This is a genomic window from Rhodococcus sp. MALMAid1271 (assembly GCF_049195265.1).
GTDB lineage: Bacteria > Actinomycetota > Actinomycetes > Mycobacteriales > Mycobacteriaceae > Rhodococcoides.
This window is the reverse complement of record NZ_JBMIRQ010000111.1, coordinates 16781-31486: the sequence shown is the minus strand read 5'-3', so window position 1 is coordinate 31486 and position 14706 is coordinate 16781. Positions and strand designations below refer to the sequence as shown.

The following is a 14706-nucleotide window of genomic DNA, read 5'->3' as shown; positions in this document are numbered from 1 at the left end:
GGCGGGAAAACGGCCTCGAACGAAACAGGTCGAGCCCGGTCAGTGCTTGCCGAGGAGATCGGCGATCTCGCGATCCCACTCGGCGTACCGCATGCCGTCGTAGCGCAAGCGCATCAGGTGGTAGAAGCCGAGAAGAACGGTCGCCACCAGCACCCAACTACCGATCGTGTCGAAGATGTACGCGGTGGTGACATCGGCGGACGTCAGTGGCCGTACCGTCCGGTCACCGTTGTTGTCGACCCAGATCGGTGTGGTGGTGCCGACCGGAGAACCGGTGTCGACACTGACGAGTCCGGTGTGCTCGACGCCTTGATACGTCCAGCGCGAGTCGACCGAGGTGCTCGATGCGACGACGGTCGAGCCCAATTCGGTCGAGCCGACGGGCGCGGCCTCTGCCGCTGCCGTCGTGGTCGCGGTGACCTGGTGAATCGAGCTTCGCTGGTTGTCGAGACGCTGTTGCTGAGCGGTATGGGCGGACGCACCGATCCACAGCGATACCGGAATCATGACGACCATCAGTGCGATGACCCAATGCTTGATGCGGGTCTGGCGGACATCGCAGTCGCGCAGCAGAGGATTGAGGTGGCCGGCGATGTCGTCGTGTGCGGAACTGCTCTGCCCACTGGCTTTTCGGCGCATGATGGTTCCCCACAGTGTTCGAGATGATCCGACCTACCAGTCCACGATGCCCACGCGAACTGCGAGTATCAAGCAATAGGGGGCAGCGTCACATGTGACGATCGTCGTGATGGAGGTGGCGGATTGAAGAACACTCGGATACGTCGTGCTCGCGCAGCTGCACTGGTCGCCGGTGCCGTGACGGTGGTCGGGGCCTGCACCGGCTCGTCGGCGCTGCAACGCCTCGCCAAACCGTTGATCGTCCCGGCCCTGGCCACCGGGCTCGATCCGGCCCGGGATCGGGTCTTGTTGACGGGTCTCGCCGCGGCCACCGTCGGCGACGTGCTGTTGATCGATCCTGACGACGACTCCGCACTGGAGTGGGGGGCACGCGCCTTCGCGGTGATGCAGTGCAGCTATGCGTACCTGCTCCTGCGCCGGGGCGCGCGCCCCACCCCGATCGACGCCATTGCTCGGTACGGCGGGTGGGCGGCGGTGACGGTACTGCTGTTCGAGCGGCAGCCCGCCGTGGCGGCGACCCTGTCGGGGTACGGCGCAGTGCTGGCCACCACATCGACTCTGTCTGCCGCTTCGCCGTCGCGCGGCGGCGATCGACGGCTCGTGATCGGCGGCGCGTTGTTCACCGCCTCCGATGCGCTGATCGTCTTTCGGCGACTCTTCCTGACCCGGGAGCGGCATCGCCGAATTGCGGAGGCCCTCGTTCTGTCGTCGTACGTGGCTGCGCAGGTCCTACTCGTCGAGGCCGCGAGGTCGGGGCAGTAGTAGCACCCGTTCGCGATGAGCAGGGTCGACGCGGACCGCGATGACGGTGCCCGGCTCGAACCGCGTCGTGTCCGACTTCGGGACGGCGTGGACGATCGTGCCGAAGTAACTGCCCGAACCGGGCACGGTGAATTCCAGATCCAACTCGGCCGTCTCGTCGTCGATGCGGCGAAGGGCATCGACCGTGGCCCAACCCTCGACGCCGTGTTCGATCAGGGCCTTCTGCTCGCGAGTGGGGCGTCCGGCGATCATCATTGCCAGCCCGAGGGCCGCACCGAATCCAGCGACCAGGGCCGCCAATTGATACGGCAGCGTTTCCGGGGGAGTTCGATCGCGGAGCCAACCGATCCAGACGGCCAGGGCTATCGCGTAGGCGATCGTCACGCTGACCACGGCTCGTACGATTCTCGCGTCGTTCACTTCGGTGCTCCTGGGGCCGCGGGCGGCGGTGATTCGGTATTCGACGATATGGGGTTACCGGTAAGTAGGGTTACATGTACGGTGTTCGATGTGACTCGACCAACTGTTTTCATCTCCGGCGCAGCAGCAGGAATCGGTAGAGCGACTGCTCTCAAGTTCGCAGCCAGTGGCTACCTCGTCGGTGCATACGACATCGACGAGACCGGCTTGGCGTCGCTGGGCCGAGAGGCCTCCTCGCTCAGCGGTCGCGTGATCACCGGTACCTTGGATGTAACCGACTCCGACCAGTGGGAAACCCGGTTGAAGGAGTTCGTCGGCGAGGGCGACGGTCGACTCGACATCTTGATCAACAACGCAGGCATTCTGGTGGCAGGCCCGTTCGAGGACATGCCCCTTGCGGTGCATCGCCGCCAGATCGACATCAACTTCAACGGCGTCGTCTACGGCACGCTTGCCGCGTTCCCGTACTTGAAGGACACCCCGGGGGCGCAGGTGATCAACCTGTGTTCGGCGTCGGCCATCTACGGTCAGCCCGAGTTGGTGACGTACGGCGCAACCAAGTTCGCCGTGCGCGGCATCACCGAGGCGTTGGATCTCGAGTGGAGTAAGTACGACATCTCGGTCAAGGCCATGTGGCCACTGTTCGTCCAGACGGCGATGACCAAGGACGTCTCGACGGGAACCACGAGCTCGTTGGGTGTCAAGCTCACCGTGAAAGATGTCTCCGAGGCGATCTTCGACGCGACCCGTCCGGTCAAGCGTCGGTTGCACAAGGTGCATTTCCCGGTCGGCTTGCAGTCCAAGGCCCTCTCGCTGGGTTCACGCTTCTCACCCGCGTGGCTCACCCGCGAGGTGAACCGGCGGCTGAGCCACACCTAGGACTCCTCCCCGGACGATGCCGGCCCGCCGCCGGTATCGTCGGTCTTTCGAGAGCGCTGTGTCGAGAGGTGGGTCGGGGTTTGTTCATGCTGCCAACGTCGGGGTCGAGCTGGGCCGCGAAACCGGGCTCGGTGCGTGCCTGGACCATCGGGATCGGCGCGAGCACGGTTCTCGCCCTCGCCGGATGCGGCGGTGAATCCGCCGCCCAATCTCCGCCGCCGGCGTCGACGACCACCACGACCACGGAGCCCGCGGTCACCACGACGATGCCGACCACCGAGGTTGCGCCGCCGACCACCACCGAGGAACCGCTTCCGCCGCCTCCGCCGCCGGTCGAGCCACCCACCGCAGAACCGCAGACGACATACGCCCCGATAGGCGGCGCGTACTACTTCAGTTCGCCCGACGGCCTGTTCCAGTGCGGCATCGTGCCGTTGTCGAGCCGCACCGAGGCCGGATGTCAGGGCACGACCACGCCGGTCCCGCCCCGGCCCGACGACTGCATGGTCAACTGGGGCAATGGCATTCGGGTGACCAACGAGGGCCCCGCCGCGTTCATGTGCTCGGGCGGAGTGGTGTACACCTCGGGCGGTGAGACGATCGATCCACCGCTGGCTGTAGGCGCGACCATCACCGGCAACGGCTTCACCTGCTCGTCCGCCGAGAACGGCATCTCGTGCGTCGACGATGCCACCGGCCACGGATTCCGAATCGCGCCCGACAGCAACGAAGTCTATTGAGCGAGAAGCCGATCGACCGCCGTTCCCCGGAGGACGTCGGTCCCACCGAGTGGGGCGTCAATCCCCACGGTGTCGGGCCCTGGGTCGACACCCACACCGAACCTCCGCCCGACGATCCGCGGTTCGATCCCGAACTACTTGCCGAGGGCGATCGCCGCAACGTCGTCGACGCCTATCGCTACTGGCGACGTGAGGCGATCGTCGCCGATATCGACACCCGACGGCACTGCTTGCACGTTGCCATCGAGAACTTCACCAATGATGCCAATATCGGCACGGTCGTACGCACAGCGAATGCCTTTGCCGCACAGACGGTGCACATCGTCGGGCGACGCAGGTGGAATCGCCGCGGCGCGATGGTGACCGACCGGTACCAGCACATCCAGCACCACGATTCGGTGGCGGCGCTGATGGCGTTCGCAGCGGAGCAGGGCCTCGTCGTCGTCGCCGTCGACAACACCCCGGGATCGGTACCGATCGAGACAGCCGAGTTGCCGCGAGAGTGTCTTCTCCTGTTCGGCCAGGAGGGACCGGGTGTCACCGACGATGCACGTGCGGCGGCCTCGATGACGGTGTCCATCGCGCAATTCGGGTCCACCCGCAGTATCAATGCAGGTGTTGCCGCGGGGATCGCCATGCACTCGTGGATTCGGCAGCACGCCGATCTCGACGCCGCGTGGTGAGCCTGCCCCCGGTTTCTGGGCGTGATGTAACGAATCAGCAACGGTAGTGGCAGGATCAGAAGAATGCAGCAGTTGTGGTCGCAGCGTGCAGACGCTGCGGAGGGGGCCGTCCTCGAGCGGCATGCGCGCCGGCTCTGGGGCTTGCCGGGAACGACGCTCGGCGTCGTCGCCTGGCCCCCGGCGCGCCGCGAGCGACTATTCCTGCGTTGGCATTACTGGTGGCAGGCACATCTGCTCGACTGCGCCGTCGACGCCACAGACCGCAATCCCACCGCCAAACGTCGTCGCCGACTGAACAAGATCACCCGGGCACACCGCATTCGGAACATCACCGGGTGGACCAACAACTACTACGACGACATGGCCTGGCTCGGGTTGGCGCTCGAACGGGCCCAACGACAGCAGCTCGTCGCCAACCGCCACGGCATCGCACAGATAGAGATGGCGCTGTTCGACGCGTGGGCTCCGGCGGAGGGCGGCGGCATTCCCTGGCGTCGCAAGTCCGATTTCTACAATGCCCCGGCCAACGGTCCGGCCGCGATCATGCTCGCGCGCACCGGTCGACTGTGGCGAGCGCAGGAAATGTCGGACTGGATGAACCGCACTTTGCTCGACACCCGAACCGGTTTGATCTTCGACGGGATGCATTCCACGCGCGCACTCGTCGAAGCAGGACAACCGGGCGAGCTCGAGCGCGCGATCTACAGCTATTGTCAGGGCGTCGCCCTGGGCCTCGAGACCGAACTCGCTGTGCGGCTCGGCGAAGCCAGGCACGCGGAGCGGGTTCATGCGCTGGTCGACGCCGTCGAGAACCACCTGACCCGCACTCTCGTCATCACCGGCGGCGGCGGGGGAGACGGTGGCCTGTTCAACTCCATCCTCGCCCGCTACCTCGCCGTGGTCGCCGTGGAACTACCCAGCAACTCGGACGCCGACGACCGAGCGCGCGAAACCGCAGCGGCGATCGTGCTGAACTCGGCCGAGGCCGCGTGGGAGAACCGACTCGAAGTGGAGGACAACCCCCTGTTCGGGGCCGACTGGACCCGCGAGGCCCGGTTCCCGGGGCAGGGCTTGCGCATCGCCACCTTCGCCGAGGGGACCGTGCGCCCCTCCGAGGTGCCCGAGCGAGACCTCTCGGTGCAGCTGGGTGGCTGGATGCTCATGGAGGCGGCCTACCGCGTCTCGGCCGCAGGATTCTGAGCTAGTGGATTCTGAGCTGCTGGATCCTGAGCTGCTGGATTTCGATACTGCCCGCAGCCGCTACTCGACGACCTCGTCGACCTCGATGGTCTCCTCGGGTCGAGCCATTTCCTTCCGGTACTGCCAGATGCCGAGACCGGTGCCGACCACCAACACCAGGATCATGCCGATGAGAACTGCGGGCAGCAGCCACGGGATGTTCTCGAGGAACGAACCGAAGTAGAACCCGACCAACAGCAGCACCGGGGCCCAGATGATCGCGCCGAGCGTGCTCGCGATGGTGTACCTGCGGTGATCCATCTTTGCCGCGCCTGCCACCAGCGGGCACAGTGTGCGCACCCAGGGGATCCACCGCGCAACGAGCACCGCCTTGAATCCGTGCTTCTCCAGCAGGACATTGACTCGGTGGAGGTTCTTGGTATTGAGGTACTTGCCATTCTTGCGCGCCACCAACGTCGACCCGGTCCGGTGCCCGATCATGTATCCCACCTGGTTGCCCGCGATCGCGGCCACCATCGCACCGACCGACAGCGCCCAGATGTGTCCGGTGCCCGAGGCGTGAGTGGCCATCACGATGCCCGCCGTGATCAGCATCGAATCTCCGGGCAGAAACAGGCCGATGATCACAGCGCATTCGACGAATACGAATGTCATCACGACGATCCATACGACGAGCGGGCCCGCGCTCTGCAGCGGACCGAAGGTGCCTGCGGCGTCATGCGACACCGTCGGCAGGGCCGCGGCGCTCAGCGCAGTGGTAATCGAATGCACGGTCTTGATCGCTTTCGCAAGATCTGGATCAGGACGTGGAGTCCGAGGCGTCGGCCTCGATCGCGTCCGTCGCCTCGCCGAGCGGAGTCTTGCGCGCCTTGACCATGCGCTTGCCGACCTCCATCGCGATGGGCACCACGGAGACCGCCACGATCAGCAGGAAAATGATGTCGACGTGCTCGCGAATGAAATCGATCTGGCCGAGCAAGTAGCCCAGGACGGTCACGCCCGCGCCCCAGGCGACGCCGCCGATGACGTTGTAGGTCAGGAACAGTGAGTACCTCATATGCGAAGCACCGGCGACCACGGGCGCAAACGTACGCACGATCGGCACGAAGCGGGCCAGAACGATGGTGATCGGGCCATGCTTTTCGAAGAAGATGTGCGATTCGTCGATGTACTTCTTCTTAAGGAATCGCGCGTCGTTGCTCTTGAAGAGGGCAGCACCGCCCTTGGTGCCGATCAGGTAGCCGACCTGGTCACCGAGGATTGCCGCGATCGGAATCAGAATGACCAGTGTCCAGATGGACGCGAACGGCTCGATCTCGGTGGACTTCGAAGCGGCGATCAGACCGGCCGTGAACAGCAGCGAATCGCCGGGGAGAAGCGGGAACAACAGCCCCGACTCGATGAACACCACCAGCAGGAGGCCGATGAGCACCCAGTGGCCGAACGAGTTGAGCAGGTTCACCGGGTCGAGGAATCCAGGCAGCAGGGCCAGATTTGTCGTCACCGATTCCGATGCAGCTTGAAGACTCACCGCGCCCACACTACCGGCCGAGGCTGTGAATTCCTGAACAGCTGGTGTCCGGCTGCTGTGAACGCGATTGCCTGTTCGTGGGACTCGGTGGCCGGGTTCGAATGGTGAACGCGAGTGGGTACGCACGACACCGGGGCGCGAGGTTGCCATACTGCACAGGACACAATCGAACTCTCAATGGAGGAATGACGCCGTGCCTATCGCAACTCCCGAGGTCTACGCCGAGATGCTGGGCCGGGCGAAGGAACACAAGTTCGCTTTTCCGGCAATCAACTGTGTGGGTTCCGAGTCCATCAACGCCGCCATCAAAGGCTTCGCCGACGCAGGTAGTGACGGCATCATCCAATTCTCGACCGGCGGTGCCGAGTTCGGATCCGGCCTGGGCGTCAAGGACATGGTCGTCGGCGCAGTCGCGCTCGCGGAGTTCGCGCACGTGATCGCCGCGAAGTACGACGTCACCATCGCTCTGCACACCGACCACTGCCCCAAGGACAAGCTCGACACGTACGTGCGCCCGCTGATCGCGGTGTCGCAGGAACGCGTCGACGCAGGCAAGAACCCGTTGTTCCAGTCGCATATGTGGGACGGCTCGGCCATCCCGATCGACGAGAACCTCGACATCGCCAAGGATCTGCTGGCGCGCGCTGCGGCGGCCAACATCATTCTCGAGATCGAGATCGGTGTTGTCGGCGGCGAGGAAGACGGCGTCGAGGCCGAGATCAACGACAAGCTCTACACCTCCAACGAGGACTTCCTCAAGACGGTCGAGGCTCTCGGCGCAGGTGACGCGGGCTCGCGGTACCTGCTTGCGGCGACGTTCGGCAACGTGCACGGCGTCTACAAGCCGGGCAACGTCAAGCTCAAGCCCTCGGTGCTGGCGGACGGTCAGAAGGTCGCGTCGGAGAAGCTCGGCCTGGCCTCGGGCTCGAAGCCGTTCGACTTCGTCTTCCACGGCGGATCCGGCTCGGCGAAGAGCGAAATCGAGGAGGCGCTCGAGTACGGCGTGGTGAAGATGAACGTCGACACCGATACCCAGTACGCGTTCAGCCGCCCCATCGCCGGGCACTTCTTCTCCAACTACGACGGTGTCCTCAAGATCGACGGCGAGGTCGGCAACAAGAAGACCTACGACCCGCGCAGTTACCTCAAGAAGGCAGAGGCAGGCATGAGCGCGCGCGTGGTCGAGGCGTGCAACGACCTCAAGTCCGCCGGTCGTAGCGTGAGCGCCGGATAGAGCGGCTTCGCCGCATGTGAGCGGAAATTCGTAGTGGACTACGAATTTCCGCTCACATGCAGCGTCAGCTGCACACCTTCCACCGATCGTCCTCGAGGCGTAGGTCGAAGGTGCGCGGCGACCGATCACTGGGGTTGTCCTCGGTGTGCGTGATCACCTGAGCAATGGCGGTGCCGTCGTCGGCGACCTGAATGGCGTCGATGCTGTCGAGGGTCGGGATGCTGCCCTGTTCCTGCGTGACGCGGTGGACGTCGGCGAACTCGGCGTCCGGGATGTCGCGATAGAAGGCCGCCAGATCCCCGCACGAGCTGCTGCGCAACGTCGCGAGGTCCCCGCTCGCCAGCGCCCTGGTGAACGATTCGACCGTCGACCGGATCTGCGCCTCCGGGGAATCGTCGACGCTGGAGCGGTCGAGTAGCAGGTACGCTCCGGCGGCCACCGCAGCGATGACGACCACCGCCGCGACCAGTGCCGCCCACCACTTCTTGTGGCTCGGCTGTTCGGTCCGGGCAGGCGCGGGCCCGATGCGCTGGGGTCCGACCTTCTTGGGAACCACCTTCTGGGGCCTGTCTTGCTTGGGTTCGACCTGCTTGGGTTCGAACTGCTCAGGTTCGTCGGTTCGAGGTTCCGCCGCCGGGGTCGGCTTCGCGGTCTTCGACACTGATTCCTCGTCGGCCGAGACCGAGTTCTCATCGGCGGAGACCGAGTCTTCATCGGCGGAGACCGAGTCTTCATTGGCGGAGACCGAGTCCTCATCGACGGTCGCGGAGGACTTCTCGGTCGGCACGTTCTCGGCAGGGTCCGACTCAGGGGCAGTGGTGGACTCGACCTCGGCGCTGGACTCAGGGGCAGCAGTGGACTCGACCTCGGGGGGCGCATTGTTCTTCTCGTCCGGCATGCGTTCTCCCTCGTTCACCGAATTCTTCCGAGCGGTGTGTCTCGATTTCGTCCGCTGGCAGCCTATCGACCGTCTGTGCGGCCCGGCGTGAGCGGCACCGGGGGTGTTCGGACACGATTCGGTGACGTAGGGGCACAATGAGCGCCATGACTTCTTTCGGTGATCTGCTCGGACCCCAACCCACCCTGTTGCCCGGCGACGACGAGGCCGAATCCGCACTGTTGAACCACGAGGCCCCCGAGACGGTGGCCGCTGCGCATCCGACTGCGTCCATAGCCTGGGCATATCTCGCCGAGGGGGCGCTCGACTCGGGTGCGACCATCACCGCGTACGCCTATGCACGTACCGGTTACCACCGAGGTCTCGACCAGCTGCGTCGTAATGGATGGAAGGGATTCGGGCCCGTCCCGTACAGCCATGAGCCCAACCGCGGATTCCTCCGATGCGTCGCAGTCCTCGCCAAAGCTGCCCGTGACATCGGCGAGCACGACGAGTACGCGCGCTGCCTCGACCTCCTCGAAGACTGTGATCCCAGGGCAGCAGAAGCGCTCGGCCTGGGCTGATCGAGCCCGCGCCAGTCGTGCGCGTGGCCGGACGCGACTGACGACGGGTTCGGCCCGGCTGAGATTGTCGATGCTGCCGATCGTTCAGTGCGCTCTTGCCGCAGGGGTGGCGTGGTGGGTCGCGACGGACATCGTCGGTCACGAACGGCCGTTCTTCGCGCCGATCGCCGCTGTCGTCTCGCTCGGCGTCTCGCTCGGCGCGCGGTTGCGCCGATCGGCAGAGCTCGTCGTCGGGGTGACCGTCGGCATCGGCGTCGGCGACCTGCTGATTGCGCTGATCGGTAGCGGGCCCTGGCAGATCGCGCTCGTGGTGGTGCTGGCGATGTCCGGTGCCGTGTTCCTCGACGGCGGCCCCATCATTTCGATGCAGGCCGGCTCGTCGGCGGTTCTGGTGGCGACCCTCATACCGCCGGGCGACATGGGCGGCCCCAACCGCATGGTCGACGCGTTGGTCGGTGGTCTGGTGGGCATCGCGATCGTGGCGTTGATTCCGACGCATCCGGTCTGGCGGGCTCGTAAGGACGCGGCGAACGTGCTGGCTACGGCGTCGAACATCTTGCAGAAGGTGGCCGACGGCTTGGTGGCCAACGATCCCAAGCCGATCGAAGAGGCCTTGCGGAAGGCGCGCGCGACACAGTCCGGTATCGATGCTCTGCGGACCGATCTCAGGGGCGGTCGGGAAATTGCCCGGATTTCGCCGATGTACTGGAATCACCGCACGCGTTTGGCGGCTCTCGCGGCGACCGCCGATCCCATCGACAATGCCGTACGCAACATTCGGGTCCTTGCGCGGCGATCGCTGACGCTGGTGCGAGACGACGAGATTCTCGATCCCCGCGTGGTCGACGAGGTGGAGAAACTGGCGCATGCGGTGGATGTGCTGCGTCAGATGGTTCTCGCCGATCCGGGGCAGAAGCCGGATGCGGCTGAGGCGGCTCGGGTGTTGCGTTCGGTCGCCGCCGGTGCGAAGCCGGAGCTGATCGCCGATGCCGGTCTGTCGGCGACGGTGGTGCTGGCGCAGTTGCGGTCGATCATCGTCGATTTGCTGCAGGTCGCCGGGCTCAAACGCATCTCCGCCTTGGCCACGCTTCCGCCGACGGTGAAGAATCCGCACGTCCCGCCGGAGGAATAGAGGGTCTGAAGACGGCAGACCATTGCACATATGCGTATGTACGCATATGGTGACTCCCGGAAGCAGATTTCGGTGAGCGAGGGGGAGTCATGGGCGCGGGTCACGGGCACAGTCACGGCGTGGGAGGTTCCCACGCCGGTGCGGGGCCGCCGAAGTCCCGGGTTCGCAAGATGGTCATCGCCTTGGCGATTCTGGTGGTGTTCCTCGTCGTGGAGGCCACCGTCGCGCTTGCGATCGGATCATTGGGTCTGCTCGCCGACGCCGGGCACATGCTCACCGATGTGCTCGGAATGTCGATGGGGTTGATTGCCCTGCTGCTGGCCCGCAAGGGAAGTGCCGCTGCCGGAAGAACTTTCGGCTGGCACCGCGCCGAGGTCCTCACGGCCATCGCGAATGCCGTTCTGCTGCTAGGTGTTGCGGCCTTCATCATGTACGAGGCCATATCCCGCATCGGCGACGCTCCGGAAATCCCCGGTGTGCCACTCGTTCTCACGGCAACCGCTGGACTGGCCGCCAATATCGTAGTCATGCTTCTCATTCGCGGCGACGCCAAGGATTCCCTCGCGGTCCGCGGCGCGTACATGGAAGTGCTGGCCGACGCGGTCGGCAGTGTCGGAGTTCTCGTCGCAGGCATCTCGATGGTCGCATTCGGGTGGACCTGGGCCGATATCGTCGTCGGCGTCCTGATCTCTCTGTGGGTGATACCGCGTGCGATCAAGCTCGCCGGTTCGGCGCTGCGCATTCTCACCCAGGCGAGCCCGGCCGATATCGACGTCGACGCGCTGACCGGGGATCTGCGGGCGCTGCCCGGGGTGACGGGCGTGCACGACCTGCACGTGTGGACGCTGACCACCGGAATGGATGTGGCCACAGTGCATCTCGAGTGCGAGGGGGCAACGTCGATGGTGCTGGACCGCGCCAGGTCGTTGCTCTCGACCTACGGACTCGACCACGCGACGGTGCAGGTCGAGCCGGCCGCACACGGTCGAACATGCAAGGAAGAGCTCACCTGGTGACGGTGCGGACCTCGCGTCCGGGCCGCCACAGGTCGATCTGCATGTGATCGTCCACCAGCGAGGTGAGTACCACCTCGGTGATGTCGATGTCGAACACGTGGTACGGGGCCATGTCGGGTGCGGCTTCGAATATCGGTTGCAGCACAGCCGGGTCGGTGATCTCGATGGCTCGCCCGCCGATCTTCGCGTCCCCGCCCTCCATCGTGTGATGACCCGGATTGCTGTGCAGTGCACACCGTCCGTCGCGCTGCAGGTCCAGGACCTTGACCGCGCCGAGCATCGAACCCAGCCGCGCTTGGCCACCGTCGGTGAACTCGACCTCGGTACCGCTCACCCGGGGTGAGCCGTCCGCTCGCAGCGTCGCGAGCACGTGGTGTTTGTGGGCGGTGAATCTGGCCCTGACTGCCGATGCCAGGTGTGGTGCTGCCGTCGAGAACTCGTTCCACGTCGTCATGAATTCGAGTATTCGCCACTATTACTGACATCTTGTGTCAGTAATATCGAGCAATGCGTTCCGCGCGGTTGCTCCGCATCATGCTGCTGCTCCAGAGCGGGCGGACGGCGACGGCGCAATCGCTGGCCGAGCAGGTCGAGGTGTCCGTCCGGACCATCTACCGCGATATCGGTGCACTCGGTGCGGCGGGCGTGCCGCTGTGGACCGAAACCGGCCCCGGCGGCGGCATCCGGCTGCTCGACGGTTGGAACTCCGCGCTGACCGGCATGACCGGCACCGAGACATCGGCACTGATGTTCCTCGGCCTGCCGTCGGTCGCCGCCGATCTGGGGTTGTCCGATGCCACGGCGGCGGCCGAGAGCAAACTCCTCGGCGCGCTGCCCGCGCCGCTTCGGTCGAGTGCTCGACTGTGGCGTGATCGCCTCCACGTGGACGTGCCCGGGTGGTTCACCGTTCCCGCATCGAACGACGTCGTTCCCGTGTTGGCCCGGGCAGTGCTGGCCGGTCACGATATCGAGATGACCTACCGAGGCGAACGACGCGTCGTCGGTCCGCTGGGTCTGGTGGTGAAAGCTTCGGTCTGGTATCTGGTGGCGCGGCTGGGAACGAAAATACTGTCGTTTCGGGTGGACCGGGTCGGCGAGGTAACGGAGTTGGCGTCGGCCGTGTTTCGGCCCGAGGGGTTCGATCTGGCCCAGTGGTGGACCGCGTCGATGGCGGAGTTCGACCGATCGTTGCTGAAGTATCGGTGTCGAGTTCGACTGTCCGATCGAGCATGTCGTGCACTGCCGCGGTTCATCGGCACCACGGCGATGCCTGCCGTCGCACCGCCCGACCGCGATGGCTGGACTACCCTCGACCTCGTGCTCGAGAGCGAGGAAGTGGCCCTGGGGCAGCTCCTGTCCCTCGGCGGGGGAGTTCGCGTTCAGGTGCCGGCGTCGCTGCGGCGATCTCTGCATGACCTCGCGTCCGAGATCGCTCTCGACAACCGTTGAGCTACAACCAGAAACGCATCAGGAAGTTGCCGTTGCCCGCGTAGAACTCGGGAATGCCGGACAGCCCGAAGAGGGTGTATATCGCCCCGAAGAATGCGGAATTGACTGCCGGTACGAACAGCAGGGCTACGAGGACGAGCAGACCGTAGGTCTTGAACTGGGCCAGCGACGCCCGAGTGGCGGGTGAGAGCGAGGGTTCGAGTGCGGCATATCCGTCGAGACCGGGCACCGGAATCAGGTTCAACACAGTGGCCATGATCTGCAGGAACGCCAGGAAACTGAGCCCGTACCAGAATGCGGAGTGGGTGCCGTCGGTGCCGAACAGCCTGATGGTGACCAGAAGAGCCACGGCGACAACGGCATTGGCGAGCGGGCCGGCGAGAGCGATGCGTCGCTGCGTCGACGGCGTGAACTGGCCCGTGCGTAGGTACACCGCACCGCCCGGCAAGCCGATACCGCCGATTGCGATGAAAACCACCGGCAGCACGATCGAGAGCAACGGGTGGGTGTATTTCAGCGGGTTGAGCGTCAGATAGCCGCGAAGTTCGACCTCGCGATCTCCGGCGCGAAATGCGGTGACCGCGTGGCCGAACTCGTGCAAGCAGACCGAGACGATCCATCCGGCCAGGACCAGCACGAACACTCCGAGGCGCGCGGTGACGGACGTGACGTCCTCGGCCGTCCAGGCAAGAGCTCCGCCCACTGCGGCGACGGCCAGAACGGCCACGAACACCGGGCTGGGCAGAACGGGGCTGCGGCGCAGCGGCACGGTCATCGGACCAGCAGCCATTCCTGATCGTGGCGGTAGAACGTCGAACGCTTCACCGTTCGGTCGCCGGCAATGCCGTCGCGCAGCAGTTGAGCGGCGGGGGAGCCGAGTTGCATCGCCCGCCCGCTCACCCAGCGGCGGGGCAGCAGGCGTCGTCGACTGATCACGCGTGCACGCAGACCAGGCAGTTCCGGGGTCGGTGCCACCTCGACGCCGGGGACGAAGCCGGAGAACAGCCGAGCGTCGTCGACGTAGGCCTCGCCCTCGAGTTCGGCGCCGTCGGCACCACCGAGAAGGGCCCGACCGACGACGGCTTTGCCTGCGTCGTCGCGAATCAGGGGCGTGCTCGACGCCGTGCCGGTCAGTGCCACCTTGGCCGCGCGTGATCCGGTGCCGAGTTTGTAGATGTGCGCTGCGTTGGTTGCGGTCTCCGGCACGAACGCGATCTCGATGTGTAGGCGGTCGGTGCGCATCAACCGGGTCAGGACCGCGGCCAGCGAGGCATCGTCGCCCAGGACGATGATGCGGGGGGTCGAGGCCGATTCGATGTCGGAGAAGATCGCGCTGCAGTCGTCATCGGTTGGAACCGGTTGTGCGCTGCGCAGAGGGACGTCGGTCAGCGTGATCGGCAGCGGCGGGCTTCCGCACTGCAGAACGAACGGTGTCACAGCGCTCCTCGATCTCCGATGAATCCTCGTCACGACCATAGTGCCCCCGTTTCGGCCCGACCGTAGTGGCATGCGGGCCAGCTCACCGGCTCGGCTAGACTGTTCTCCCGGCCACTGTCGCGC

Annotated in this window: 18 protein-coding genes; 10 read left to right on the top strand and 8 right to left on the bottom strand. The window is 65.4% G+C overall.

Annotation, left to right across the window (positions count from 1 at the left end; genetic code table 11):
• Positions 1 to 39: 39 nt before the first annotated feature.
• The gene (locus tag ACOQFP_RS21290; protein WP_206488841.1) at positions 40 to 639 is read right to left on the bottom strand and encodes a hypothetical protein; all 600 of its coding nucleotides are present in this window, start codon (positions 637 to 639) and stop codon (positions 40 to 42) included.
• Positions 640 to 762: 123 nt separating this feature from the next.
• Here ACOQFP_RS21290 and ACOQFP_RS21285 point away from each other — a divergent pair, with 123 nt between their 5' ends.
• Entirely contained in the window at positions 763 to 1401 is a 639-nt protein-coding gene (locus ACOQFP_RS21285; protein ID WP_421585451.1) for a lysoplasmalogenase family protein, read from the top strand.
• On the opposite strand, the gene ACOQFP_RS21280 is transcribed toward ACOQFP_RS21285, so the two are convergent.
• On the bottom strand, positions 1369 to 1821 hold the full coding sequence (locus ACOQFP_RS21280; RefSeq protein ID WP_421585450.1) for a hypothetical protein: 453 nt from the start codon (positions 1819 to 1821) through the stop codon (positions 1369 to 1371). The genes ACOQFP_RS21285 and ACOQFP_RS21280 overlap by 33 nt on opposite strands.
• A gap of 48 nt (positions 1822 to 1869) precedes the next feature.
• Here ACOQFP_RS21280 and ACOQFP_RS21275 point away from each other — a divergent pair, with 48 nt between their 5' ends.
• The 4 genes from ACOQFP_RS21275 (at position 1870) to ACOQFP_RS21260 (ending at position 5323) form a co-directional block, all read left to right on the top strand.
• A complete protein-coding gene (locus tag ACOQFP_RS21275) occupies positions 1870 to 2700 on the top strand; it encodes an SDR family oxidoreductase (RefSeq protein WP_206488843.1) in 831 nt (276 codons plus the stop codon).
• A gap of 86 nt (positions 2701 to 2786) precedes the next feature.
• The gene (locus tag ACOQFP_RS21270; protein WP_341244760.1) at positions 2787 to 3440 is read left to right on the top strand and encodes a DUF6636 domain-containing protein; all 654 of its coding nucleotides are present in this window, start codon (positions 2787 to 2789) and stop codon (positions 3438 to 3440) included.
• Complete coding sequence (locus ACOQFP_RS21265; RefSeq protein ID WP_241256530.1) at positions 3437 to 4123, top strand: TrmH family RNA methyltransferase; 687 nt, start codon at positions 3437 to 3439, stop codon at positions 4121 to 4123. The genes ACOQFP_RS21270 and ACOQFP_RS21265 overlap by 4 nt, the downstream gene beginning before the upstream one ends.
• Before the next feature lie 63 nt (positions 4124 to 4186).
• Positions 4187 to 5323: a glycoside hydrolase family 76 protein gene (locus tag ACOQFP_RS21260; protein ID WP_206488845.1), complete on the top strand. Its 1137-nt coding sequence runs from the start codon at positions 4187 to 4189 to the stop codon at positions 5321 to 5323.
• Positions 5324 to 5383: 60 nt separating this feature from the next.
• Here ACOQFP_RS21260 and ACOQFP_RS21255 read toward each other — a convergent pair whose 3' ends face one another.
• Both ACOQFP_RS21255 and ACOQFP_RS21250 read right to left on the bottom strand, forming a co-directional pair.
• On the bottom strand, positions 5384 to 5977 hold the full coding sequence (locus ACOQFP_RS21255) for a DedA family protein (RefSeq protein ID WP_241256554.1): 594 nt from the start codon (positions 5975 to 5977) through the stop codon (positions 5384 to 5386).
• Between the two features lie 145 nt (positions 5978 to 6122).
• Entirely contained in the window at positions 6123 to 6863 is a 741-nt protein-coding gene (locus ACOQFP_RS21250) for a VTT domain-containing protein (RefSeq protein ID WP_374222364.1), read from the bottom strand.
• Between the two features lie 184 nt (positions 6864 to 7047).
• Here ACOQFP_RS21250 and fbaA point away from each other — a divergent pair, with 184 nt between their 5' ends.
• Positions 7048 to 8088, top strand: coding sequence for a class II fructose-bisphosphate aldolase (gene fbaA / locus ACOQFP_RS21245; protein ID WP_421585449.1), 1041 nt, complete (start codon positions 7048 to 7050; stop codon positions 8086 to 8088).
• A gap of 64 nt (positions 8089 to 8152) precedes the next feature.
• Here the strand turns inward: fbaA and ACOQFP_RS21240 are convergent, their stop codons facing one another.
• Positions 8153 to 8986, bottom strand: coding sequence for a hypothetical protein (locus ACOQFP_RS21240; protein WP_421585448.1), 834 nt, complete (start codon positions 8984 to 8986; stop codon positions 8153 to 8155).
• Between the two features lie 146 nt (positions 8987 to 9132).
• Here ACOQFP_RS21240 and ACOQFP_RS21235 point away from each other — a divergent pair, with 146 nt between their 5' ends.
• The 3 genes from ACOQFP_RS21235 to ACOQFP_RS21225 all read left to right on the top strand — a co-directional run bounded on the left by ACOQFP_RS21235 (position 9133) and on the right by ACOQFP_RS21225 (position 11697).
• Entirely contained in the window at positions 9133 to 9549 is a 417-nt protein-coding gene (locus tag ACOQFP_RS21235; protein ID WP_341245157.1) for a DUF3151 domain-containing protein, read from the top strand.
• A 70-nt stretch (positions 9550 to 9619) separates the two neighbouring features.
• Complete coding sequence (locus ACOQFP_RS21230) at positions 9620 to 10681, top strand: FUSC family protein (RefSeq protein WP_421585447.1); 1062 nt, start codon at positions 9620 to 9622, stop codon at positions 10679 to 10681.
• An 89-nt stretch (positions 10682 to 10770) separates the two neighbouring features.
• Entirely contained in the window at positions 10771 to 11697 is a 927-nt protein-coding gene (locus tag ACOQFP_RS21225; RefSeq protein ID WP_341245155.1) for a cation diffusion facilitator family transporter, read from the top strand.
• Here the strand turns inward: ACOQFP_RS21225 and ACOQFP_RS21220 are convergent.
• Positions 11687 to 12151, bottom strand: coding sequence for a pyridoxamine 5'-phosphate oxidase family protein (locus ACOQFP_RS21220; protein ID WP_341245154.1), 465 nt, complete (start codon positions 12149 to 12151; stop codon positions 11687 to 11689). The genes ACOQFP_RS21225 and ACOQFP_RS21220 overlap by 11 nt on opposite strands.
• 53 nt (positions 12152 to 12204) lie before the next feature.
• Between ACOQFP_RS21220 and ACOQFP_RS21215 the strand changes: the two genes are divergently transcribed.
• On the top strand, positions 12205 to 13146 hold the full coding sequence (locus ACOQFP_RS21215; RefSeq protein WP_421585446.1) for a helix-turn-helix transcriptional regulator: 942 nt from the start codon (positions 12205 to 12207) through the stop codon (positions 13144 to 13146).
• A 1-nt stretch (position 13147) separates the two neighbouring features.
• Here the strand turns inward: ACOQFP_RS21215 and ACOQFP_RS21210 are convergent, their stop codons facing one another.
• On the bottom strand, positions 13148 to 13921 hold the full coding sequence (locus ACOQFP_RS21210; protein ID WP_206489077.1) for a site-2 protease family protein: 774 nt from the start codon (positions 13919 to 13921) through the stop codon (positions 13148 to 13150).
• Entirely contained in the window at positions 13918 to 14622 is a 705-nt protein-coding gene (locus tag ACOQFP_RS21205; protein WP_206488853.1) for a hypothetical protein, read from the bottom strand. Before ACOQFP_RS21205 ends, ACOQFP_RS21210 begins: the two co-directional genes overlap by 4 nt.
• Positions 14623 to 14706: the final 84 nt, after the last annotated feature.